The organism is Serratia sp. 1D1416, from assembly GCF_003641105.1.
GTDB classification, from domain to species: Bacteria; Pseudomonadota; Gammaproteobacteria; order Enterobacterales; family Enterobacteriaceae; genus Serratia; species Serratia ficaria.
In genome coordinates, this window is sequence record NZ_CP032738.1 from 3,467,105 (window position 1) to 3,490,631 (window position 23,527).

The 23,527-nt window shown below is 58.7% G+C and carries 21 protein-coding genes and 1 tRNA gene; 12 read left to right on the forward strand and 10 right to left on the reverse strand.

The genetic code is table 11. The features are described from left to right. Positions 1-39: 39 nt before the first annotated feature. Positions 40-1,692, forward strand: a complete 1,653-nt coding sequence (gene eptB, locus D7I37_RS16730; protein ID WP_061798283.1) for a kdo(2)-lipid A phosphoethanolamine 7''-transferase — start codon at positions 40-42, stop codon at positions 1,690-1,692. Positions 1,693-1,805: 113 nt separating this feature from the next. Here eptB and D7I37_RS16735 read toward each other — a convergent pair whose 3' ends face one another. Both D7I37_RS16735 and D7I37_RS16740 read right to left on the reverse strand, forming a co-directional pair. Beyond that, positions 1,806-2,714, reverse strand: a complete 909-nt coding sequence (locus D7I37_RS16735; RefSeq protein WP_061798284.1) for a pirin family protein — start codon at positions 2,712-2,714, stop codon at positions 1,806-1,808. Between the two features lie 82 nt (positions 2,715-2,796). Further along, the gene (locus D7I37_RS16740; RefSeq protein WP_061798378.1) at positions 2,797-3,405 is read right to left on the reverse strand and encodes an FMN-dependent NADH-azoreductase; all 609 of its coding nucleotides are present in this window, start codon (positions 3,403-3,405) and stop codon (positions 2,797-2,799) included. A 96-nt stretch (positions 3,406-3,501) separates the two neighbouring features. Here D7I37_RS16740 and D7I37_RS16745 point away from each other — a divergent pair, with 96 nt between their 5' ends. Beyond that, complete coding sequence (locus tag D7I37_RS16745) at positions 3,502-3,909, forward strand: helix-turn-helix domain-containing protein (RefSeq protein ID WP_061798286.1); 408 nt, start codon at positions 3,502-3,504, stop codon at positions 3,907-3,909. Positions 3,910-3,969: 60 nt separating this feature from the next. Here the strand turns inward: D7I37_RS16745 and proP are convergent, their stop codons facing one another. Continuing rightward, entirely contained in the window at positions 3,970-5,472 is a 1,503-nt protein-coding gene (proP, locus tag D7I37_RS16750) for a glycine betaine/L-proline transporter ProP (protein ID WP_061798287.1), read from the reverse strand. 347 nt (positions 5,473-5,819) lie between these two features. On the opposite strand from proP, the gene D7I37_RS16755 reads away from it, so the two are divergent. After that, positions 5,820-7,177, forward strand: a protein-coding gene (locus D7I37_RS16755) for an IS3 family transposase (RefSeq protein ID WP_129543185.1) whose coding sequence is annotated in 2 segments (ribosomal slippage) — positions 5,820-6,282 and positions 6,282-7,177 — 1,359 coding nt in all. Because the reading frame shifts where the segments join, the coding sequence is not laid out codon by codon here. A gap of 159 nt (positions 7,178-7,336) precedes the next feature. On the opposite strand, the gene D7I37_RS16760 is transcribed toward D7I37_RS16755, so the two are convergent. Genes D7I37_RS16760 through D7I37_RS16770 form a run of 3 tightly spaced genes read right to left on the reverse strand, consistent with a single transcriptional unit; the run spans position 7,337 to position 11,820 of the window. Next, a complete protein-coding gene (locus tag D7I37_RS16760) occupies positions 7,337-8,701 on the reverse strand; it encodes an efflux transporter outer membrane subunit (RefSeq protein ID WP_061798288.1) in 1,365 nt (454 codons plus the stop codon). Positions 8,702-8,704: 3 nt separating this feature from the next. After that, positions 8,705-10,642, reverse strand: a complete 1,938-nt coding sequence (locus D7I37_RS16765; RefSeq protein WP_129544018.1) for a MacB family efflux pump subunit — start codon at positions 10,640-10,642, stop codon at positions 8,705-8,707. Continuing rightward, positions 10,639-11,820, reverse strand: a complete 1,182-nt coding sequence (locus D7I37_RS16770) for an efflux RND transporter periplasmic adaptor subunit (protein ID WP_129544019.1) — start codon at positions 11,818-11,820, stop codon at positions 10,639-10,641. Before D7I37_RS16770 ends, D7I37_RS16765 begins: the two co-directional genes overlap by 4 nt. Positions 11,821-12,063: 243 nt before the next feature. Here D7I37_RS16770 and cho point away from each other — a divergent pair, with 243 nt between their 5' ends. The 5 genes from cho to D7I37_RS27585 all read left to right on the forward strand — a co-directional run bounded on the left by cho (position 12,064) and on the right by D7I37_RS27585 (position 14,423). Continuing rightward, on the forward strand, positions 12,064-12,915 hold the full coding sequence (cho, locus tag D7I37_RS16775) for an excinuclease Cho (protein ID WP_129544020.1): 852 nt from the start codon (positions 12,064-12,066) through the stop codon (positions 12,913-12,915). Positions 12,916-13,024: 109 nt separating this feature from the next. Further along, positions 13,025-13,120, forward strand: a tRNA-OTHER gene (locus D7I37_RS16780). Positions 13,121-13,296: 176 nt separating this feature from the next. Continuing rightward, entirely contained in the window at positions 13,297-13,596 is a 300-nt protein-coding gene (locus D7I37_RS16785) for a sigma-S stabilization anti-adapter protein IraP (protein ID WP_061798293.1), read from the forward strand. A gap of 124 nt (positions 13,597-13,720) precedes the next feature. Continuing rightward, on the forward strand, positions 13,721-14,224 hold the full coding sequence (locus D7I37_RS16790) for a YlaC family protein (protein ID WP_061798294.1): 504 nt from the start codon (positions 13,721-13,723) through the stop codon (positions 14,222-14,224). A 67-nt stretch (positions 14,225-14,291) separates the two neighbouring features. Then, positions 14,292-14,423, forward strand: coding sequence for a hypothetical protein (locus tag D7I37_RS27585; protein WP_255211566.1), 132 nt, complete (start codon positions 14,292-14,294; stop codon positions 14,421-14,423). A 221-nt stretch (positions 14,424-14,644) separates the two neighbouring features. Here the strand turns inward: D7I37_RS27585 and D7I37_RS27590 are convergent, their stop codons facing one another. Further along, a complete protein-coding gene (locus tag D7I37_RS27590; protein ID WP_255211567.1) occupies positions 14,645-14,773 on the reverse strand; it encodes a hypothetical protein in 129 nt (42 codons plus the stop codon). 291 nt (positions 14,774-15,064) lie between these two features. Continuing rightward, positions 15,065-16,786 (reverse strand): potassium/proton antiporter, encoded by a 1,722-nt coding sequence (locus D7I37_RS16795; RefSeq protein WP_061798296.1) that lies wholly within the window; start codon positions 16,784-16,786, stop codon positions 15,065-15,067. A 46-nt stretch (positions 16,787-16,832) separates the two neighbouring features. Between D7I37_RS16795 and D7I37_RS16800 the strand changes: the two genes are divergently transcribed. Continuing rightward, on the forward strand, positions 16,833-17,060 hold the full coding sequence (locus D7I37_RS16800) for a hypothetical protein (protein ID WP_061798297.1): 228 nt from the start codon (positions 16,833-16,835) through the stop codon (positions 17,058-17,060). 21 nt (positions 17,061-17,081) lie between these two features. Here the strand turns inward: D7I37_RS16800 and D7I37_RS16805 are convergent, their stop codons facing one another. Both D7I37_RS16805 and mdoC read right to left on the reverse strand, forming a co-directional pair. Next, a complete protein-coding gene (locus tag D7I37_RS16805) occupies positions 17,082-17,306 on the reverse strand; it encodes a hypothetical protein (protein ID WP_061798298.1) in 225 nt (74 codons plus the stop codon). Between the two features lie 299 nt (positions 17,307-17,605). After that, positions 17,606-18,736: a glucans biosynthesis protein MdoC gene (gene mdoC / locus D7I37_RS16810; RefSeq protein ID WP_061798299.1), complete on the reverse strand. Its 1,131-nt coding sequence runs from the start codon at positions 18,734-18,736 to the stop codon at positions 17,606-17,608. Between the two features lie 258 nt (positions 18,737-18,994). On the opposite strand from mdoC, the gene D7I37_RS16815 reads away from it, so the two are divergent. From D7I37_RS16815 to D7I37_RS16825, 3 genes are all read left to right on the forward strand, one after another. Then, complete coding sequence (locus D7I37_RS16815; RefSeq protein WP_207205534.1) at positions 18,995-20,563, forward strand: glucan biosynthesis protein G; 1,569 nt, start codon at positions 18,995-18,997, stop codon at positions 20,561-20,563. Further along, positions 20,556-23,117 carry a glucans biosynthesis glucosyltransferase MdoH gene (mdoH, locus tag D7I37_RS16820; protein ID WP_061798303.1) on the forward strand — a complete coding sequence of 854 codons (2,562 nt, stop codon included), beginning with the start codon at positions 20,556-20,558 and terminating at the stop codon, positions 23,115-23,117. Before D7I37_RS16815 ends, mdoH begins: the two co-directional genes overlap by 8 nt. Before the next feature lie 161 nt (positions 23,118-23,278). Then, positions 23,279-23,524 carry a YceK/YidQ family lipoprotein gene (locus D7I37_RS16825; protein WP_073970318.1) on the forward strand — a complete coding sequence of 82 codons (246 nt, stop codon included), beginning with the start codon at positions 23,279-23,281 and terminating at the stop codon, positions 23,522-23,524. Positions 23,525-23,527: the final 3 nt, after the last annotated feature.

Consider the following 23,527-nt stretch of genomic DNA (forward strand, 5'->3'; position numbering starts at 1 on the left):
CTAACAAGCTACTTTTTTTGGCGGGAACGGTATCAAATAATGCAGAAATTCCGACGTTGGACCCAGTTGCAGGTCTGCTTCTTCATTGCGTTTTATCTTGGCGTATTACTCAATATCCCCATTTTCTATCGTCGCTATCAGCAGCTGCGCTATGACAATGTGTTGTCCATCAGCATTGAAGCGTTCGCCGCCTTCAGCCTGGTGTGCTTCATCATGCTGCTGATTTCCCATTTGGGGCGGCGTCTGTTCCGCATGCTGGCTACGTTGCTGGTGCTGAGCTCGGTGGCCGCCAGCTATTATATGGTGCTGTTCCATGTCGATATCGGCTACGGCATTCTGGCCGCGGTGATGACTACCGACGTCGACCTGTCCAAAGAATCGGTGGGCTGGCATTTCGTGGTGTGGATGGTGTTGGTCAGCCTGCTGCCGCTGCTGTTGATCTGGCTGGCGCCGATGGCGGAGGCCTCGCTGCGCGCCGGCAACCGCCGTACGCTGCTGAAAAAGAGCGGGATCATGCTGGCCGCCGGGCTGTGCTGCTGGCTGCCGCTGAAGCTGATGGGGCAGGTGCAGGACCAGCACGACAAAGAGAATAACCAGATGATGGCCAGCTACGGCGGCGTGGTGGCCGGCAGCTATTCGCCTTCCAACTGGTTGTCCGCGCTGGGCCTATTCACCTACAGCGCCTACACCCAGGCGGAGGACAGCCGCAATCTGTTCGACCCGGCGGCGCATTTTACCTATCAGCCGCCGAAGGACGTCGATGACCTTTATGTGGTGTTCGTGATCGGCGAAAGTGCGCGGCGTGACCATATGGGGGTTTACGGCTACCGGCGCGACAATACGCCCAACCTGGACAAAGAGGCGAATCTGGCGGTGTTGCAGGGCTACTCCTGCGATACTTCGACCAAGCTCTCCCTGCGCTGCATGTTCGTGCGCGAGGGCGGCGCCTCGGAGGCGCCGCAGCGCACGCTGAAGGAAATGAACGTTTTCTCGGTGCTGAAAAAGCAGGGCTTTTCTTCGGAGCTGTTCTCGATGCAGAGCGAGGCCTGGTTCTATAACAAGACTCAGGCAGATGACTATGCGCTGCGGGAAACCATTCAGGCGGAAAAACGCAACGCCGGCAAACCCGTCGACGACATGGCGCTGATTAACGAGCTGCAGGACTCTCTGGGCCGCCATCCGCAGGGCAAGCACCTGGTGATTCTGCACACCAAAGGCTCGCATTATATGTATACCGAACGCTACCCGCGCGCCTTCGCCCGCTATAAGCCGGAATGCCAGGGCATCGACGACGCCTGCTCCACCGAGGAGATGATCAATTCCTATGACAACAGCCTGTTGTACACCGACGCCTTCCTGGAGCAGGTGTTCAACCAGTTGCGCAGCCGCAACGCCATCGTGTTTTACGCTTCGGATCACGGTGAATCGATCTCCGAGAACCTGCATTTCCACGGCACGCCGCGCGACCACGCGCCCAAAGAGCAGCGCACCATTCCGATCATGGTCTGGGCGTCGGACAAGTTTCTCAGCCAGCCCGATCATCAGGCGGCGTTCAACCAGCTGAAGGCGCTGCAGCAGGCCAAGACGCCGGTGTTCCATGAGAAGCTGTTCGACAGCATATTGGGCTGCATTGGCTACACTTCGCCGGACGGCGGCATCGTCAAACAGCGCAACTGGTGCCAGGTTAACTGATCCGCCGCCGTTGAATAAGAAAAACCGCCGGACGGCGGTTTTTTTATTCAACGCTGACTCGGCAGCGAAACGGTCCGGATAGCGGCCATGGGGGCGTCGGTGGCCTATGGCGCTCAGCGGAATACCGGGATCGTCCCCGATGCCGTACGACGATCTCCGGCTTCCTTCAACTTCCTGCCCAGTTCAGCGATGCGGCGCTCGCCGGCTTCCAGCGCCTGCGCGGAGGTATGCACCGAGTAAGAGCCAAGATGCAGCGGGTAGGGATGCGGTACGGCCGAACCAAGGACGAATACGGCATCTTTCTTGCCGGTTGCTTCAAGCTCAATGGGCATTTCGCCCGGCTCGAACACCACCATTTCTCCCGCGCTGACCGAAGCGCCGGCACCGGCATCGAGGCTGCCCTTCGCCATTGCCAACCAGCCGACGGTATGGCCGGAAGGCGGGCGGTAAGACCAGCGTTCACCGGCCGGCAGCGTCACCAGCAGGTAGTTGATGCCTGCCGGTGCGGGCACCGGGCTTTGCGCCCCCTGGTGCTTGCCGACGATGACGTGCGCCGGCCCGTCCTGATGCATGTTTTGGGCTTCGATGTAGCAGCTTATCGACTCGCTGCCCTCGAGTTCCGCGGGCAAGGCCAGCCAAAGCTGAAAACCCTGAATGCGCGGTACGTCGGCGGCGGACAATTCCTTGCCATGCCACATGCCGCCCCCGGCATGTGACCATTCCACGCCACCGTAGGTCAGCGTGCTGGAGGTGCCGCTGGCGGGATCTGCGTAGCGGAAAGCGCCTTCGACCGGCACGGTCACAGTGGCGATGCCCGAGTGCGGATGCAGTGGCATCGCGCTCATCGCCTGCATGGTGTGCTGGTCCGCATCGAACAGGTCGAGAAACACGAAGGGCTTGACTACCTGGCCCAGATCGGAAGGACTCATCAGCCGGGTGATAGGCCCGTGGCCCTGGCCCCGCGTGCGATGCGCGATGCGCCGCATTGGGGGCTCGGCGTTACGGGCAAAAACGGTGTTCATAAGCTTTCTCCTGTCGGGTGTCGGCACGCCTGGCGCCAGTGAAGCGCTCATGGCGGCCTTTCTCGAATGGTCGTTTTGCGTCTCAGGCGCTAAGTTTCTCGACGTCGGCCACCGCCGCGTCGATGGCCGCCTTGCGGGCGTCGTCGCCCAAACCCAGCCCCTCGGCGCGTACGAAGGTCACGTCGGTGATGCCCAGAAAGCCGAAGAAGCCGCGCAGGTAGGTTTCCTGATGATCGAGGAAAGCCGCCGGGGCTCCTTCGCTGTACTGTCCGCCGCGGGTGGACGCCACTATGACCCGCTTGCCGCCGGCCAGTCCCTCAACACCGCTGGCGCTGTAACGGAAGGTTTTGCCGGCCACGGCGATCCGGTCGAGCCAAGCCTTGAGCTGCGAGGGCAGCGAGAAGTTGTACATGGGGGCGCCCACGACGACGGTGTCGGCGGCGAGGAAGTCGTTCAATAGCTTGGCGTTGCGGCTGACTGCCTGCCTGGCGGCGGCGTCCTCTGGCTCGATTCCCTGGAAGGCCAGGAACTCAGGCGTGGAGAGGTGGCCGATCGGTTCTGCGGCAAGGTCGCTGCGGACGATCTCGATGTCAGAAGCGGTTTCGCTCAACCGCTTGACGATGGCGGCCGTGAGCTGGCGGCTCACTGATTGTTCGTTCAGAATGCTGGCGTCGATATGAAGAAGTGTCATTTGCTCGGTCCTCTGGTATAAAATTGTAACCTGGACTAGCAATGTAACTACCCCATTAACCGCGTGCAATACGGCACATTAAGAGAACTCAGTATCATGAATGTAACCGGCCAACCCCATGATCTTCGAAATTCCGACTGTCAAAAGATCAGCCAGGTATTGGCCCGCGTCGGGGAAAAATGGAGCATCCTCATTATTATGCTTCTGGCCAGCGGCCCGCGCAGGTTTACGGAAATCAAGCGGGCTATCAATGGAATATCGCAAAGAATGTTGACGCTGTGCCTCCGTGGGCTTGAGCGGGACGGGCTTATCAAAAGAACGGTTTATGCGGTGATGCCGCCGCATGTGGAATATGAATTGACGCCGCTTGGACGCTCGCTTACGGAGCCTGTTATCGCGCTTGGAACCTGGGCAAATGATCATATTGCAGATATCGATGCCGCCAGAGAGGCATTTGATGCGCAGCAAGCGAGCCAAAGCAATATTCCGTCTCAATTCAAATAATTCACGCCGCGCCACCAATGAAAAAGCCACCCGCGGGTGGCTTTTTGACATCAGACGTCCTTAGTCCAGCTTGGGATGCTGGTCGATCAGCGTCTGCTTTTTCTTTTCCAGCTCGGCGATCTGCGCGTTGATATCCTCGACCTTCTGTTCGATGTTGTCGTAGGTTTCCTGCAGCAGCTCCTTGGCCTCGGCACGGTCCGAAGCGGCCGGCGTGGCGCCGCGCAGCGGTTTATTGGCGGTTTCTTTCATGTACAGCCCGGTAATCAGGCCGATCACCGCGACCACCATCAGGTAGTAGGCCGGCATGTACAGGTTGCCGGTAGATTCCACCAGCCAGGCGGCGGCCGTTGGGGTGGCGCCGGCGACCAGCACCGAGATGTTGAACGAAATCGCCAGGGCGCTGTAGCGGATGTGGGTCGGGAACATCGCCGGCAGGATGGAGGCCATCACGCCGGTGAAGCAGTTCAGCAGCACCGCCAGCACCAGCAGGCCGAGGAAGATCAGGCCGATCACGTTGCTGTTGATCAGAATGAAGCAGGGCACCGCCAGCGCCATCAGGCCGATGCTGCCGCCGATGATGAACGGCTTGCGGCCGACGCGGTCGCTGGTCAGGCCGATCACCGGCTGCACGAACAGCATGCCGATCATGATGGCGATGATGATCAGTACGCCGTGATCTTCCGAATAGTGCAGATTATGCGACAGGTAGCTCGGCATGTAGGTCAGCAACATGTAGTAGGTCACGTTGGTGGAGATCACGATGCCGACGCATACCAACAGGCTTTTCCAGTGTTTGGAGGCGATCTCTTTGAACGAGGTCTTCGGCGGGTTTTCGATGGCGTTGCGATCGTCTTTCTCCATCTTGTCCACGTGCTGCTGGAACGCCGGGGTTTCTTCCAGCGCGTGGCGCAGGTACAAACCGATCAGGCCCAGCGGCGCGGCGATGAAGAACGGAATACGCCAGCCCCAGTCGAGGAAGTTGGCTTCGCCGACGATGCTCGAGATCAGTACCACCACCCCTGCGCCCAGCACGAAGCCGGCGATGGAGCCGAAATCAAGCCAGCTGCCCATAAAGCCGCGCTTGCGGTCCGGCGAGTATTCGGCCACGAAGATAGCCGCGCCGGAGTATTCGCCGCCGACGGAGAAACCCTGCGCCAGCTTGGCCAGCAGCAGCAGGATCGGCGCCCAGATGCCGATCGAGGCGTAGGACGGGATCAGGCCGATACAGAAGGTGCTCACCGCCATGATGATGATGGTGATGGACAGGACTTTTTGGCGACCGAATTTGTCACCCATGGCGCCAAAGAACAGGCCGCCTAGCGGACGTACCAGGAAAGGCACCGAGAAGGTCGCCAGCGCGGCGATCATCTGGACGCCGGGAGAGGCGCCGGGAAAGAAGACTTGCCCAAGGGCGTAGGCTACGAAGCCGTAAACGCCGAAGTCGAACCACTCCATCGCGTTGCCCAATGCGGCCGCGGTGATCGCCTTCTTCAGCTTGCTGTCGTCGATGATGGTGATGTCATTAATGTGCATCGGTTTATGACGTTTTTTTCTTAACTTCATATAATCATCCCTTAATGAATTTTTAGTTGTTCGTGAATTCGTAATCCCCGTTCACTTTTCTGTCGCGAGCCATCAGTTTGGCTAATCATATTGTTGTTTCAGGTGGTGAGCCTCCATGATCTTCATGAGATATGGATCACAAAACAAAGTGGTTTTTACCGATATTATGTCATTCAGGTGACTAATTATTTTGCATCTATAGCTTAACGTTATATCCCGTGGCGATCAAATTTAGCAGTTTATCTTATATGTTTGCACCGAAATAGTGCTATTTTAGAATGATAATTGTGCAAATCTGAACTGCACCCCAAAAGTTGGACACCCAACTGAGTAAGGTGCAGTTTTTTATGAGCAAATATTCTCTTAGCTTTAAGCTTCAGGTCGTGCAGCACTATCTTTCCGGGCTGGAAGGGCAGAAGGCGACGGCAAAGCGCTTTGGTATCGACCACAGCGCCGTTCGTAAGTGGTCTGTTGCCTGGAAACTTCATGGTGAAGCCGGACTGATTACCCGACATTTCATCTATTCTCCTGCTTTCAAAGAGTCCGTTATCCTGCATATGCGTGAACGCCAGATGTCTGTTCGCGAAGCCTGTGCAAAGTTCACTATCCCTGCTTTTTCCTCGGTTTGTCAGTGGAAACGACTGTATGATGAAGGCGGTATAGAAGCCCTCACAGACAATCGTCGCAGGAAAAAAACGATGCCGGAAATCTCTGGAAATAAGTCAGTACTCCCTTCCAAAGACTCGCTTAGCTCGGACGAACGTGAAGAACTTGAGCAGCTACGCGTTGAGGTGGCCTATTTAAAAAAGCTGCAGGCCTTACTCAGGGAAAAGAACACACCAAAGCGCGAGATAAAACGCAGGTCGTGAATGAGTTAAGGCTGCTGTTTCCTCTGGCTCGCTTACTGAAAGCTGCCGGATTAGCCAGAAGTACTTTTTACTGGCAGATGACGAGCGGCAAAAAGGAAGACAAATACGCCGACGATAAGCGTCAGATTTTGACGCTATTTCATAAGCATAAAGGACGGTATGGATACCGCAGGATAACGCTTGCCGTTCGCCGGGAAGGAAGTCAGCTGAATCATAAAACGGTTCAAAGGTTGATGCAGCAGTTGGCGTTAACATCCTGTATCAGAAGGAAGAAATATACCTCCTACAAAGGTCATTATGGCAAAGCCGCAGGCAATGTTCTGAACCGCCAGTTCAGCGCGGACAAACCGAACCAGAAGTGGGTAACTGACGTTACTGAATTTAAAATTAACGGTGAAAAACTCTATTTATCACCGGTTCTTGACCTGTACAACGGTGAGATCGTCGCGTATCAGATGGAAGCTCGTCCGCATCTATCGATGGTGGACGATATGCTGACTAAGGCACAGTCAGTGCTGAGTGAAGGTGAACATCCGCTGCTGCATTCAGATCAGGGCTGGCAGTATCAGATGGGGCACTATCAGAAACGGCTCAGGGACGCAGGGTTGAAACAGAGCATGTCCCGCAAAGGAAACTGCTATGACAATGCGGTGATGGAAAGCTTCTTTGGCACGCTGAAGGTGGAATGCCTGTATCTGGAAGAGCATAAAAGTATCAGTGAATTACGCGTAGCTATTGACGAATATATCGACTATTACAATCACGAAAGAATAAAACAGAAATTAAAAGGCCTGAGTCCGGTAGAGTACCGAACCCAGGCTCAGATAGCCGCCTAATATAAACCGTCCAACTTTATGGGGTCAGTTCAAATCGGCGGTTTTTTGTCTGATTGACCGTGATTGAAGTATAGGAGCCGGCGCGGCGAATGCGGGCAAAATTAATGCGTTTTCGCGCGAAGAAAAGGAACGGCCTGACGCCAGGGCCAGGCCGGTGAATCATGGCGGCGAACCGCCGAATTCCAGATAAATTTTCGCCAGGTTTTGATATTGGCTGAATCGGTTTTCATCCAGCGCCAGTTCCGCCTGTCGGCGCTGTTCCTGCGCATCCAGCCAGTCGGTGATGGCGACCGCGCCCTGTCGGTAACGCAGCTCATTCAGCCGTTCTGATTTGCGCGCCAGCGCCAGCACCGCCCGTTGACGCGTCTCCTGCGCCATCAGCTGCGCCCGCAGCGACAGCGCGTCGTCCACGTCGGCCATCGCTTTGTACAACGACTGCTTGAACGCCAGTACCCGCTGCTCATAGTCGTTGCGGGCGATTTTGACGTCCAGGCCCATTTGCCGCCATTGGAGAAACGGCAGCGTCAGGCTGGCGCCGACGGTACCGATCGGATTGCGCAGAAACTCCAGCAGCGCGGTGCTGCTGGTGCCCAGAGAGCCGGTCAGATTAAAGGTCGGGTAATACTCGGCGCGTTTGATGTCGACGTTGGCCAGTGCGGCGCGCAGCTGCAGCTCTTTGGCGCGAATGTCCGGCCGGTTGCCCAGCACGCTGGCCGGAATACCGCCGTTGACCTGCGGCAGCGGCTGCGTCGGCAGATGAGCGGGTTCCACTACGGCATGACCCGGCGGCGCGCCCAGCAACACCGTTTGCACATTCAGCGCCTGCTGGCGTTGATGCCGCAGCGCCAGCAGGTGGTTTTCCTGAGTCAGCAGGCTGCGTTCGGCATTCACCACGTCGAGCGCCGAGATGCTGCCGGCGTGAAAGCGGGCGTTGGCCAGCCGCAGCGTGTCTCTGGCATAGGCGATGCTCTGCCGGCTGACGGCGATCTGCTGGTTGATGTAGCCGAGGCGCCAGTAGTTGTTGCTGGCGTCGCTCAGCAACGTCAGGCGGAATGCCTGCAAATCCTGCTCGCTGGCCTGGCTGGCCCACTCGGCGGCGTCGCGCTGGCGGGCAATCTTGCCCCACAGGTCGAGCTCATAGCCGGTGCTGAGGCTGGCGCTGCTGCTCTTGGTCCAGGGCGAGGATTCGGACAACGGTCTGCCGCTGCCGGCGTTCAGCGTGGCGCTGAGGCTGGGGGCGTTGCTGACGTCGACCCGTTCAGCATTCAGCCGGGCGCGGTAGAGCCGCAGCACCGCGGCGGCCAGGTCATTGTTGCCGGCCATTACCTGCCGCAGCCACCGGTCGAGCTGCGGATCGCGAAAATCGCGCCAGTCAAACGGCGGCGGAACGTCGCCGGCATCGGCATGTTGCCACTGGGCCGGATACGCGACCTGCGGCGTTTGATAATCGCTTTTCAGCGCGTTGCCGCAGCCGGCGCTGAGCAGGGCGGCGAGGCATAAAGCCAGGGGAGATAAAATTTTCATGGGTTACTCGCTGGCCAAAGAGATGACCGGATCCATCCGTGCCGCCTTGCGGGCGGGGAGATAACCGAAGATCATGCCGATTAGGGTGGAGCAGAAGAACGCGGCGGCGGCGGCCTGCCAGGAATAGATGGCGGTGAGCATGCCGCCCGCCAGCGCGGTGAACAGCGAGCCGGCGGCAAACGACAGCGCAATGCCCAGCGCGCCGCCGATCAGGCAGACCAGCACCGCCTCAATCATAAACTGCTGCATGATGTCGCCGCGCCGCGCGCCAACCGCCATGCGCACGCCGATCTCATGGGTGCGTTCGGTGACCGAGACCAGCATGATATTCATCACCCCCAGGCTGCCGATCACCAGCGAGATCGACGCCACCATCAGGATCAGCAGGCTGAGGGTCATCGAGGTTTGCTCAATTGACTTGCGGTACTGATCGCGGTTGAACAGCATGAAATCTTTCACGCCGTGGCGCTGGGTCAGCAACTGGGTGATGGCGCTGACGGCCGCCGCGTTGTCGACGTCGTCCTTCAACCGTACGCTGATGCTGCTCAGCGTCGGCTTGCCGACCATGCGATACATCACCGTGCTGTAGGGCATCCAAACGTTGATGCGGTTCGGCGCGTAGTCCTGCTTGCTTTTGACGACGCCAATCACCCGCGCCGGCACGGCACCGAGGAACACGACTTGGCCGAGCGGCTCTCCCCCCTGATCGCCGAACAACGCGCGGCGGGCATTGTCGTCGATGATCGCCTCCTGCAGCGCATTGCGGTCGTCGCGGAAGGTGGTGCCCTGCAGCAGCGTCATGCCGTTGACGCGGAAATAGTCGCGGCCGACGCCGCTGATCGAGGCGCTGGCCGATTTGCCGCGAAAGCGAATGTTGTCGGAGGCGTTCACCTCGGGGCTGACGCTGTCGACAAAGCTTTGCTTCGCCAGCGCGTCGGCGTCGGCCGGCACCAGGGTGCGGATGCTGTCGATGGCGTCGTCGAAAAAATCGCGTCCGGGGTAAATGCTGACCACGTTGGTGCCCAGCCCTTTGATGTTTTCCAGCGTGCGCCGTTTGGCGCCTTCGCCCAGCGCCACCACGGTGACCACCGCGGCGATGCCGAAGATAATGCCGGTCATGGTCAGCGCGGTGCGCAGACGGTGGGCGTTCATCGCTTTCAGCGCCATCTGCAGCGATTCGCGGGTGCGGTCGAGCAGGCTTTGCCAGCCGCTCTGCCTGCTGCGGTTTGGCGGCGGCAGCGATTCGACGCCGGTGGGGCGGCCGCCGCTGTCGGCGACGATTTCGCCGTCCCGCAGCTCGATGATGCGCTGCGCATGCTGCGCCACCTGCATGTCGTGGGTGACGATCACCACCGTGTGGCCGCGCTGGTTAAGCTCGTTGAGGATCGCCAGCACCTCTTGCCCGGACTGGGAATCCAGCGCGCCGGTCGGCTCGTCCGCCAGAATGATCTCGCCGCCGTTGATCAGCGATCGGGCGATGCTGACGCGCTGCTGCTGGCCGCCGGAAAGCTCGCCGGGTTTGTGGTGCTCGCGGCCTTCCAGCCCCAGGCGGGCAAGCAGCTCCGCCGCGCGGCGGCGACGCTGGTCGCGCCGGCGGTTGGCGTAGATCGCCGGGATCTCGACGTTGCCCAGCGCGCTGAGGTCGGGCATCAGGTGATAGCGCTGGAAGATAAAGCCGATGTGTTCCCGGCGCAGCCTGGCCAGCTCATCAGGCGGCAGCTGGGCGGCGTTCTGGCCGCCGATGCAGTAGGCGCCGCAGTCCGGCACGTCGAGGCAGCCCATGATGTTCATCAGGGTAGACTTGCCGGAGCCGGAGGCGCCGATGATCGCCACCAGTTCGCCGGCGGCGATGGTCAGGTTGATGTCCTTCAGCACCGTCAACGCCTGGCCGCCGTTGGTGTAGGTGCGGCCGATGCCGGTCAGTTCGATGATGTTGTTCACAGGAAGATGCCGCCTTCAGCCGGTTGGGCGCTCGGTTGCGACAGCACCACGGTTTCGCCGGCCTTCAGCCCGGCGAGGATCTGGATATCGACGTTGTCGGTGATGCCGGTTTTTACCGTGCGGGTTTCCAATTGGCCATTCGGGGTCAGCACCTGAACCTGCTGCTTTTTCCCTTCGCCGGCATGCACCGCCTGGATCGGCACCAGCAGGGCGTTTTTGGCTTCTCCGAGCAGCAGCGAGACCTGCGCGGTCATGGCGATGCGCAGCCGGTTTTCCGGATTCGGCACATCCAGCAGCGCATTGTAATACACCGAGGCGTTCGAGGTGCCGGAGCCGGAGGCCGAGCTGCTGCCGGCCAGCGAATCGTCCTTCATCACCGATTCCGGCGCCAGTTCGATGGTGCGCAGCGTGGCGTCGTAGCGCCGGTCCGGTTCCGAGAAGATGGTGAAGTAGGCTTTTTGCCCGGCGGTAATGCGGGTGATGTCGGCCTCGGAGATCTGGGCCTTGATGGTCATCACGTCCAGCCGAGCCAGCTTGATGATGGTCGGCGCGCTCTGGCTGGAGTTGACCGTTTGCCCCTGCTGGGTGACGACGGCGATGACGATGCCGTCCATCGGCGCCAGGACGCGGGTATAGCTCAGGTCGACCTTTTTCTTGTCGACTTCGATCTGCGCCTGCACCAGCTTGGCGTTGAGGGACAACAGCTCGGCGCGGGCGGTGGCGAGGTTGGCCTCGGCGGACTCATAGTTCTCGCGCGAGCTGGCTTCATCGTCGAGCATCCGGCGCTGGCGCTTGAAGCGCGACTCGGCCTGCTTCAGCAGCGCCCGTTTGGCCTGCAGGTCGGCTTTAACCAGGTTGAGCGCCGCTTCGGCGGTACGCAGGTCGTTGCGCTGCGGCAGGTCGTCGATATCGGCGATCGGCTGCCCTTTGGCGACGCGGTCGCCCAGCTTCACCTTCAGCGATTTTACCTGGCCGGAAACCTGCGCCCCGACGTTGACGCGCTCTATCGCGTCGAGCCGGCCGGTGGCCAGTACGGCATTTTCGATATCGCCCAGGCGCGCCGGAGCGGTGACATAGGCCGGCAGCGGCGAACGCTGCAGAAAGAACGCCAGCGCGGCGACGAAAATAATCAGCAAGGCGGCGGCGATAAGCGCCAGGCGGCGAGAGGTGAGTTTCATTAGCAGTAGGCCCAGGTTTTCCATAACGATAAAAGCTGCAGTTCCAGTCGACTGCCATAATGGCAGCGTCAGCCTTAACTGGCGATAAACGCCCGGCGTTTTCCGCCGTGAAACGATAGTAATGATTTTTTTGCTAAATATCACGGCGCGTCATGAGTAATCCGCTGCATGCATTTTGCGCACATTGGCGTTATACTGGATAAAAACCCATGTATCGCAATCCAGCCACCGTCTAAAGCCATCATGATGCCAAATCGCCTCGAGCCGGAGCTCGACATTTATCAGTATCCGGAACACCTGCGCGCCAGCCTGGAGCAGTTGCCCAGGGCGCCGGGCGTCTACCTGTTTCACGGCCAGAGCGACAGCATGCCGCTGTACATCGGCAAAAGCGTCAACGTTCGCAGCCGGGTGATGGCGCATTTCCGCGCCCGGGATGAAGCCAAACTGCTGCGTCAGACGCAGCGCATCAGCTGCATCGCCACGGCGGGAGAGCTGGGGGCGCTACTGCTGGAGGCGCAGCTGATCAAGCGGCGGCAGCCGCTGTTCAACAAACGGCTGCGGCGTTCGAAGCAGCTGTGTTCGCTGCGTTTGAGCGAGACGCGGGTAGAGATCGTACAGGCCAAAGACATCGATTTTGCCGCTACGCCCGATTTGTACGGGCTGTTCGCCAACCGCGGCGCCGCGCAGGAAAAGCTGCGCGCCATCGCCGACCAGCACCGGCTGTGTTATGGCCGGCTGGGCATCGACAAACTGCCGGTGGGCAGGGCCTGTTTTCGCTTCAGCCTGCGCAAATGCGCCGGTGCCTGCTGCGGTGCGGAGTCTGAACTGCAGCATCGGCAGCGGCTGGCCGCCGCGCTGGAACAAACCCGCATCGCCTGCTGGCCCTATGCGGGCCGGGTGGCGCTGGAGGAGCAGGGGAACGGCCTGCGCCAGTATCACGTGATCCACAACTGGTTTTATCTGGGCTCGGTCGACAGCCTGGAGCGGGTCGATACCCTGCAGCGCGCCGCCAGCCATTTCGACAGCGACGGTTACAAGATCCTGTGCAAGCCGCTGATGGGCGGCGACTACCGGATTATTGAACTGTCCAGCTAGGATAACGCTGGTGTGCGAGTGAGATTTATCTGCAAAATCAGGCGATCCTGCTTTAGTGGCTTGAACCCACAGCATTAATATGGATAATGGCGACCCGAAGCGAAGGAACGCGCTATTAACTCAGTTGGCAGAGTGATTGGTTTTATAATGGCTTGTTTTGGCTAGAAATTGATAGACGCGGGTTCGAGTCCTGCATAGCGCGCCAGCTTCCTTTTTATCCGCCGTTAGGCTAAAGCGCACCCGGGTTGATTTGCACTATCGGCTCCTCGTTGGGATTTTCGGGTGCGCTTTACCCTAACCGCCGCTTCCCGGCCCTGCCGACGTCGATCCTTTGCTAAACTGTAAACAGGCAGGCTTGCTGCCCGGCAACAGGAGGTCGATATGTCTCAGCCCGATCAACTGCAGGAGCTATTGCAACGCGTCGCGGCGCTCGAGGCCAGAGAACAAGCGCTGACCGCCGCTTCCAACGCCTATCAGGCGATTATCACCACCATGCTCGGCAATCTGGACAAGACCGATCGCGACCGGATTATTGCGATGATCGACCAGGCGCACGAGATTGCCTACGCCCGCGCTATCCAGCGCAGCAATGAACCGCAGAAACAAAAAATCAAACGGGCTGACGACGTTGCTCAGCGCATGTTTATGTTCGCTCAGGGCAAAACCTCCCAACCTCGCTGAGCGCTCGACTATAACAGTTCCCGGTTTTTAATTGTTTAACTGATCTACCTGGCCAAACTGTACCTATGGTAGTTTGAGGGATGATTTTTGATGGCAATAATGCTTTCAGCATAAGGTTGTAACGATGGACGCGATTAAAAGCATCTTGGTTAAAGAAATAGAACAGATTAACCGGCGCGAAGGGCGCGACGGCAAGCCGCGATTCAATGGCGAATTCGCCCGCACCCACCGTTATCTGTGTCTCGCCATGTTCGCCGGCTACTTCGCCGTGATCGGCGTGATGTACCCGGTGCCTTATATGGGGTTCTATGCTTTCCTGGCCTTTACCGCGTTCGTGCTGTTCATGTTCGCCATGCTGCTGATTGAGATCAGGCCGGTGTACCGCTTCGAAGACATCGGCGTGTTGGACCTGCGCGTCTGCTACAACGGCGAGTGGTACTTCACCCGCGAGCTGTCGCCGCAGGCGGTTCAGCAGCTGTTGGATGAGCCGTCGATCGGCCCGGCGTTGAAGACGCGGATGCGGGAAATCATCGCCAACAAGGGCGAAATCGACTTCTATGACGTCTATGACCTGGCGTATTCAAAAAAGCCGCAGGATGCCCAGCCGCAGGTCGCGGCGCTCAACTGAGGGTTTCCGCCCGCGCGCTTGTCGATTATACTCGGTGCTGAACCGAGGTAAGCCAGAGGACCTAGCGATGAGTGATGATATTTTCGATTTCGATATCGATGCCGAATTAGCCAAAGCGGAAGAAAAAGCGGCGGAAAAAGTAAAAGAAGTCCCTGAGATCCTCGAGGACGAGGCGGACTGCGAAGGTTGCAAGATCTGATCGCCTGCGCAGTTGAAAAACCGCTACGGCGGTTTTTTTATGCCTGGAGTAAAGCGCGGAGCAAAAAAAAAAGCCCGTTTCAGGCGGGCCAACACTTTAAGTAGTATGAGGGTTTGTTGTTTATTTATTCCATGTTTGTTTAGCATACGCTCAACCTGCGGCATGAGAAGCAGCAACATTGTAACAAAATGAGCGTGATGGCCAGTGTGCGTCGCGGCCGGTTAATCCAGAACGAATCCCCAGATCAACAGCCCGGCCACGATAATCAGGCAGAGCGCCGATACCGTCACCAGTATTTTTCCCAGAATGTCCTTATCTTGTTCCTGCTGTGTCACGTTAAGCTTATCCAATTAAAAGTCTATGGACCAAATCGGCGATGCCCAAATCCAGCGCTACCACTGCCAGCACCATGATCGCCATTACCGAAAGAAATCGAGTTTTGTTGTTCATATCCCGCCTTTATTACCGCTGCGGTTGACGGTCAATATTTCATTAATGGTAAATTTATCAATGGGATATGACCGGCCTGGAATACGGTTCTATAAATAATCACAGAGATTAAGAGCCTGCGGGCCGCGATAAGTTCCCCAGGCGAGAGAAGCCGCTGCGGGCATTGGCCGCGCAGCGGGGAGGGCTGAGCCTCAGTCGGTCACTATTTTTACGCCGATTTTGCTGACCTGATTGCCTTCCATTTCGGCGATGGTCCAGGTCAGGCCGTCCCACTCCACCTGATCGCCGATCACCGGTTCGCCGCCAATCAGCTGAATGACGAACTGGCCGAGGGTCTGCTGATCGTCCATGTCCTCTTGCAAATTAAGACCGTACAGCTGCGAGATATCGCTCAGGCGGGCGTCAGACTGCAGAATAAAGTCGCCGAAGAAGCGCTCGTCGAGGGTGACGGTCGGCGCCTGGCTGAACAGTTTGCCGAGGATCGGCAAATCATGCTCGTGACCGATGACGCACAGAATATCGTTTTCACGCAGCCGGGTGCTGCCGCTGGGGTGCAACAGCTCTTTACCGCGGAACAGGGCGGCGATGCGCGTGTTGGGCGGCATTTTCAGCTCGCGCAGCGCCGCGCCGACGCACCAGTTCTCGGCCGAGAGCTGGTAGACGAATTGCTCCCACTGGTTTTCCGGATGCACGTCCAGCCCGACGCGCGAAATCGGCGTCAGCGCCGGCGGTACGATCACCTTGGCTTTTCTGGCGGCGAAGGACAGCGTGGTGCCCTGCAGCAACAGAGACACCAGCACCACGAAGAAGGCGACGTTGAAGAACAGCTGCGCATTCGGCAATCCGGCCATCATCGGGAACACCGCCAGGATCACCGGCACGGCGCCGCGCAGGCCGACCCAGGAGATAAAGCCGCGCTCGCGCAGGGTAAAACTGCGAAACGGCAGCAGACCGATAAACACCGACAGCGGGCGGGCGAACAGGATCATCCACAGCGACAGCAGCAGGGCGGGGATAGCGATCGGCAGCAGCTCGTGCGGGTTGAGCAGCAGACCCAGCACCAGGAACATGCCGATTTGGCTCAGCCACGCCAGCCCGTCGAAGGTCTGTACGATGCCGTGGCGGTTGCGGATTGGCCGGTTGCCCAGCAGCAGGCCGCACAGATACACCGCCAGAATGCCGCTGCCGTCCAGCGCGGTGGTCAGGGCAAAGATGAGTATGCCGCCGCTTACCGCCAACAGCGGATACAGGCCCTCGGCCAGCTTGATGTGGTTGATCAGCGTCAGCAGCAGCCAGCCGCCGCCGAGGCCAAATACGATGCCCATGCCGAATTGCTGCATCAGGTGCAGCGGGAACATCCAGCTGACGGTGGTTTCGCCGGCGGCGATCATCGCGATCAGGGTGATGGTGAGGAAGACCGCCATCGGATCGTTGCTGCCGGATTCGATTTCCAGCGTGGCGCTGACGCGTTCGTTCAGCCCTTTGCCGCCCAGCAGCGAAAACACCGCGGCGGCGTCGGTGGAGCCGATGATGGCGCCAATCAGCAGGCCCTGCAGCAGATCGAGATCGAACAGCCAGGCGGCCGCCATGCCGGTAAGCCCGGCGGTGATCACCACGCCGACGGTGGCGAGGGACAGCGCCGGCCACAAAGCGACGCGGAAGGAGCTGACGCGGGTGCGCATGCCGCCGTCGAGCAGGATCACCGCCAGCGCCAGGTTACTGACCAGGTAGGCGACCGGATAATTGCTGAAAACGATGCCGCCCGGGCCGTCGACGCCGGCCAGCATGCCGATCGCCAGGAATATCACCAGGATCGGGATGCCGAGGCGCGAAGAAAACGAGCTTAGCAGAATACTTGCCCCCACCAGCACGGCACCGATGACGAACAGACTGTTAATGGTGCTGGCATCCAAAATAACGTTCTCCTGAGGTTGGGCTGGGCGGCGGCGCGTAAGCGCAATGAGCCCGATGATGATAACGTGTTTAGTGGGTAAAACGCCAAGGCTGATTGATAAAACAATCTGGCATTTATTCTCGTTTGGTCAGGAAGCGATGATCAACGGCGGGGAACAGGCGGAGTTCTTGCTTTTATCTATAGTTATCAGGCTACTGTATTTTTACTTTGGCAATAATCCCGGTTTGCGGCGCCGTGGGGAAAAACCATTAAGCCCCCGCCAGGAGGCTTAATGGTTTGCTGACGGGGGGTGATTAATGGTCGAGGGATTGCAAGGCGCGCTTGATCAGCTCGGCGGCCAGCTTCCTTTCCGCCTCTGACACGCCGTCAAGATTGAGGTTGGAAAGTTCGGTTACCAGGATACTGCGATCTTTGCCGCTGATGGAGGCGTCCAGCGCGGAGAGCAGTCTGCCGAGGATCTTCAGCAGCGTGGCGTTTTCCGGCACGGCTTCCGGCGCCGTGGTGTCTTTGTCGGTCATCAAAAATCCTCTCTGTCGTGCGGAAGGGAGATACGGCAAACGCGTTCATTTAAGCTGTCGCGCATTCCCTCAGGGTTCATTGAGCCCAATCGCTACCGTAAGGCAGGGATGTGGATTTCCACTTATGCATTGCAGTTATAACAACTCGCTGCAATATGCTCCAGCATAACTTTGCACTAACTTCCGATCGGCGGCTGAGCAATGTGTGCTGCGTATGCAAAATGAATGATACGCGCTTTAACTTTCCGGGGGATGACAGAGGAGACCCTGCAAATCATTAATGTTTGCAGGGTTAAAGGTTATTGTGGCTTGCCGGAGAACAGGAAACGCAGCAGGGGAATGCGCTTGTGCAGTTCATATAATGCGAAGGCCAGGGAGAAGACAAACAGCAGGCCCAACAGGAATCCCAGCAGGTTGCTGCTGATATAAGGCGTGATGAAAGCGCCATATATTAAGGTGAGCGGATGGTGCACCAGATATATAAACAGCGAGGCGTTTACCAGGTAAGTGATGCGCGCCGAATGGGCGTTCAGCCAGTGGTGCCCGAAAGAGAACACCAGGTTCGTCGTCAGGATGCCCAATAGGGTTTTTATCACCACTTCCAGCTCAAACATGTAGCTGCTGTCGGCCAACAGCTTCTGATTCAGCATGTAGGCGATGAACAACAGCAGCGAGCCGAGCAGCGCCAGCGGGGAGCGGCGCAGGAAAACTTCCTTAAGCCACACGTACTTGAAGGCGTAAGCGCCGAGGATGAAGAACGGCAGGTAGAACAGGGTTTCCATCACCACGAAGTTGAACAGGCCGTTGGACAATAACTGCGGCGCAAGAATTAAAATAATGCGGTGCGCGGCCGAATAGAATAAAGCATAAATAAGAAAGAGCAGTGAGATGTTTCCTAATCCGGTCATTTTATTTATTAGCGCCGGAACGCGATCTTTCTTTTGCGCCTTAATTTTTCGGAACAGGTAAAAACAGACGCAGGTCAGCAGCGAGAGGGTTAATAAAAACCACAGGTGAGAAACCAGCTCCCAAACTGTTACATTTATTTTCTGATAGAGAGAGAACGCGTCCCAGCCGTTTAATTTATCGGTGAAGTTTTTCAGCAAAAAAAACTGCGGCAGGGTGATTAGGGGGATAGAGCTCAGCAGCGGGATCGCCACCCGCTCCAGCCTGACCTTCAGCCACTGGCGGCGCTCATAGCGCTGGTACAGCATGTAGGAGAAGTAGCCGGAGATCACGAAGAACACCTGCATGCGAAAGGCGTGGATGAAATCGTTCAGCACCGTCAGGGAAAAGGACGGCGTGGTGCTGTTCACCGCCCAGGCGTGGCCGGAATAGATCAGAGAAAGATGGAACGGAACGCCGAGCAGCATCAAATAAGCCCGGATCGAATCAAGAAAGTACTCGCGTTGCTTGCTGCCGTCAGTCATAGGTTACCGCTGGTGATTTAATCGGATGATCATTAACACGCTTAATAAGTCGTCAAGGGTTAAATCGTTATCCGGAACCCTACTATACCGATTCTCATTTTTCCATAGCGTCTTGTAGCGCGGCTTGCTACGCTGGTGTTTCGTCAGCTGCTTAAACTATGAGCCACAAACATGAACCATCCATTTATCATGTTGTCGGAAAGCTGAATAATCCATTAATATGGATTTAAATGTTTTGAGCACACGAATAGGGGGGATGTGCTAGTTAATATATTATCCGGACAACCACGCGCCGCGAGCGTACGTTGGTTAGGTGCTACCGTATTGTTCACGCTGTTTACGTCGCCGGCATGGGCTTTTTCCATCGATGATGTGGCCAAGCAGGCGCAGGATCTGGCAGGAAAAGGCTTTGAGGCGCCGAAGAGCAACCTTCCTTCTCAGTTCCGCGAGATGAAATTCGCGGACTATCAGCAGATTCAGTTCAATCACGATAAAGCCTATTGGAACAAGCTGAAAACCCCTTTCAAGCTTGAGTTCTATCATCAGGGGATGTACTTCGACACGCCGGTGAAGATCAACGAAGTGACCGCCACCAGCGTCAAAGAGATCAAGTACAACCCGGACTACTTCAACTTCGGTTCGGTGAAGCACGATCCTGAATCGGTGAAGAACCTCGGTTTCGCCGGTTTCAAGGTGCTGTATCCGATCAACAGCGCAGACAAGAACGACGAGATTATGAGCCTGCTGGGCGCGAGCTACTTCCGCGTGGTGGGTAAAGGCCAGGTATACGGGCTTTCCGCCCGCGGCCTGGCGATTGACACCGCGTTGCCGTCCGGCGAAGAGTTCCCGCGTTTCCGCGAGTTCTGGGTCGAGCGTCCGAAGCAGGGCGACAAGCACCTGGTTATCTACGCGCTGCTGGATTCTCCGCGCGCCACCGGCGCTTATCGCTTTGTGGTCTATCCGGGCCGCGACAGCACCGTGGACGTCCAGTCCAAAGTGTTCCTGCGCGACAAGGTCGGCAAATTGGGCATGGCGCCGTTGACCAGCATGTTCCTGTTCGGGCCGAGCCAGCCTTCGCCGACGCTGAACTACCGCCCGGCGCTGCATGACTCCAACGGCCTGTCGATCCACGCCGGCAACGGGGAATGGATCTGGCGTCCGCTGAATAATCCGAAGCACCTGTCCGTCAGCACCTATACCGTCGAAAATCCGAAAGGCTTCGGTCTGCTGCAGCGCGGCCGCAACTTCAAGGATTACGAAGATCTGGACGATCGTTACGATCTGCGCCCAAGCGCCTGGATCGAACCGCGCGGCGACTGGGGCAAGGGCAAGGTTGAGCTGGTGGAGATCCCGACCGCGGATGAAACCAACGACAACATCGTCGCTTTCTGGACCCCGGACGTGCTGCCGGACGCTAAAACGCCGCTGGCGCTGAGCTACCGCCTGCACTTCACCCGCGATGAAGACAAGCTGCATTCGCAGGATATCGCCTATGTCAGCCAGACCATGCGTTCCACCGGCGACGTGAAGCAGTCGAACCTGATCCGCGAGCCTGACGGCAGCGTGGCGTTCCTGGTTGACTTCGTCGGCCCGGTGCTGAAAGACCTGGACGCCAACACGCCGATCGCCTCTCAGGTCAGCATCGGCGACAACGGTGAGTTGGTGGAAAACAATGTCCGCTATAATCCAGTGACCAAAGGCTGGCGTCTGACGGTGCGTCTGAAAGTGAAAGACGACAAGAAGCTGGTAGAAATGCGCGCTGCGCTGGTCAATGGTGATAAGACCCTGTCGGAAACCTGGAGCTATCAGCTACCTGCCAATGAATAAGCCTACTCAATCTGCCCAGGATTATCTTGCGGCAATGCCTCTGACCGCCGCGCGGTCAGAGGCGCTCAAACCACAGCCGGCGGCGGATGACGCCCTGGCGCTGGAGGCGCTGCATCGTCAGATGGGCGCCGCCGACGCCAACGTCGACAGCCTGCCGGCGGATGACGTGGCGCTGGCCTCGGTCAAGACGCGTATTGAAAGCGCCTGGCCGGATGCGGTCAGCGACGACGACTTCGATACCGACCCGGAAGGGCGGACGATCCTCAAGGCGACGCCGCCGATCAAGCGCACCAGCATGTTCCCCGAAGCCTGGCGCACCAACCCGGTGGCGCGCTTCTGGGACTCGCTGCTGGGCCGCACGCCGCATAATCGCCACGCGTCCAAAGAGGAAGCGGCGGCGGAGAACCGCTGGCGCGCCGTCGGCTCCATGCGCCGCTATGTGCTGCTGGTGTTGATGCTGGTGCAGACCGGCATCGCCACCTGGTACATGAAAACCATCCTGCCGTATCAGGGATGGGCGCTGATCGACCCGCTCGCCATGCTGGATCAGGATCTGATGCAATCGGTGCTGCAGCTGCTGCCTTACGTATTGCAGACCGGCATCCTGATCCTGTTCGCCATTCTGTTCTGTTGGGTGTCCGCCGGATTCTGGACCGCGCTGATGGGCTTCCTGCAGTTGCTGATCGGCAAGGACAAATACAGCATCTCCTCCACCATCAAGGGCGATGAGCCGATCAACCCGGCGCACCGCACCGCGCTGATCATGCCCATCTGCAACGAAGACGTCGAACGGGTGTTCGCCGGCCTGCGCGCGACCTATGAGTCCGTCGCCGCCACCGGTCAGCTGGAACACTTCGATATCTACGTGCTGAGCGACAGCTACGATCCGGATATCTGCGTGGCGGAGCAAAAGGCCTGGATGGAGCTGTGCCGCGACGTTGACGGCCACGGCCGCATCTTCTATCGCCGCCGCCGCCGCCGCGTGAAACGCAAAAGCGGCAACATCGACGACTTCTGCCGTCGTTGGGGCGGAGAGTACAGCTACATGGTGATCCTGGACGCCGACAGCGTGATGAGCGGCGAGTGCCTCACCGGGCTGGTGCGCCTGATGGAAGCCAACCCGAACGCCGGGATTATCCAGTCCGCGCCGAAGGCGTCCGGCATGGATACCCTGTACGCTCGCGTGCAGCAGTTCGCCACCCGGGTCTATGGGCCGCTGTTCACCGCCGGCCTGCATTTCTGGCAGTTGGGCGAATCGCACTACTGGGGCCACAACGCGATCATCCGCGTGAAGCCGTTTATCGAACACTGTGCGCTGGCGCCGCTGCCGGGCGAGGGCTCCTTCGCCGGCTCGATTCTGTCGCATGACTTCGTCGAGGCCGCGCTGATGCGCCGCGCCGGTTGGGGCGTCTGGATCGCCTACGACCTGCCGGGCAGCTACGAAGAACTGCCGCCTAACCTGCTGGACGAGCTGAAGCGCGACCGCCGCTGGTGCCACGGCAACCTGATGAACTTCCGCCTGTTCCTGGTGAAAGGCATGCACCCGGTGCACCGTGCGGTGTTCCTGACCGGCGTGATGTCGTATCTGTCCGCGCCGCTGTGGTTCATGTTCCTGGCGCTGTCCACCGCGCTGCAGGTGGTGCATACCCTGATGGAGCCGCAGTACTTCCTGCAGCCGCGCCAGCTGTTCCCGGTGTGGCCGCAGTGGCGGCCGGAGCTGGCGATAGCGCTGTTCTCCACCACTCTGGTGCTGCTGTTCCTGCCGAAGCTGCTGAGCATCGTGCTGATCTGGGCGAAGGGCGCGAAAGAGTACGGCGGCGCTTTCCGCCTGCTGATTTCCATGCTGATGGAAATGCTGTTCTCGGTGCTGCTGGCGCCGGTGCGCATGCTGTTCCATACCGTGTTCGTGGTCAGCGCCTTCCTCGGTTGGGAAGTGGTGTGGAATTCACCGCAGCGTGACGACGACGATACCCCGTGGGGCGAAGCGTTCAAACGCCACGGTTCGCAGATGCTGTTGGGGCTGGTGTGGGCCGGCGGCATGGCCTGGCTGGACCTGCGCTTCCTGTGGTGGCTGTCGCCGATCGTGTTCTCGCTGATCCTGTCGCCGTTCGTCTCGGTGTTGTCGAGCCGTGCAACCCTCGGCATGAAGAGCAAGCGCGCCAAGCTGTTCCTGATCCCGGAAGAATACTCGCCGCCGCGCGAACTGCTGGCGACGGAGGAGTATCTGAAGCTCAACCGCGAACGCGCTTTGGCCAACGGCTTTATGCATGCGGTGGTCAACCCGTCCTTCAATGCGCTGTCCACCGCGCTGGCGACGGCGCGGCACCATCTGCGCGCGGCGATCGAACGCAACCGCGAAGCGCGGGTGAACGAGGCGCTGGAACTGGGGCCGGAAAAACTGGTGAAGGGCAAACGCCTGGAGCTGCTGAGCGATCCGGTGGCGCTGTCGCGTCTGCACCAGCGCGTCTGGCTGCAGCCGGAAGGCGCCGCCTGGCGCGAGCACTACCGGCAGTTGCCGCATAACCCGCTGGCGCATCCGGCAGGGCAAGGCTAACCGCAGCATCCGCTGTTCCTGCGGGGAATGCGCCTGGCGCGTTCCCCATTTTTTTTGCCCGTCGCTTACGGATTACTGACAAATCGCCGGCGTCAATCTATGGTAGAATTTGCGCGACGCGTTGTTTACTTCCTGAACAACCATGGCGAAGAGTCAATGTGGTGAAGCTCTCCTTTTTATTCCGTCTGGCCCTGTTGGCGGCCAGCCTGATGACCTTGTCCGGCTGCGGCAGCATCATCAGCCGTACCGTGCCCGGCGCCGGGCACGGCCATCAATATTATCCCGGCGTACAGTGGGATCTGCGCGATACGCCGTGGCGTTATATCACGGTGATAGACGTGCCGCTGTCGATGGTGGTGGATACCTTTATGCTGCCGTTCGACGCGCAGCATGGCCCGTATGAATAATCC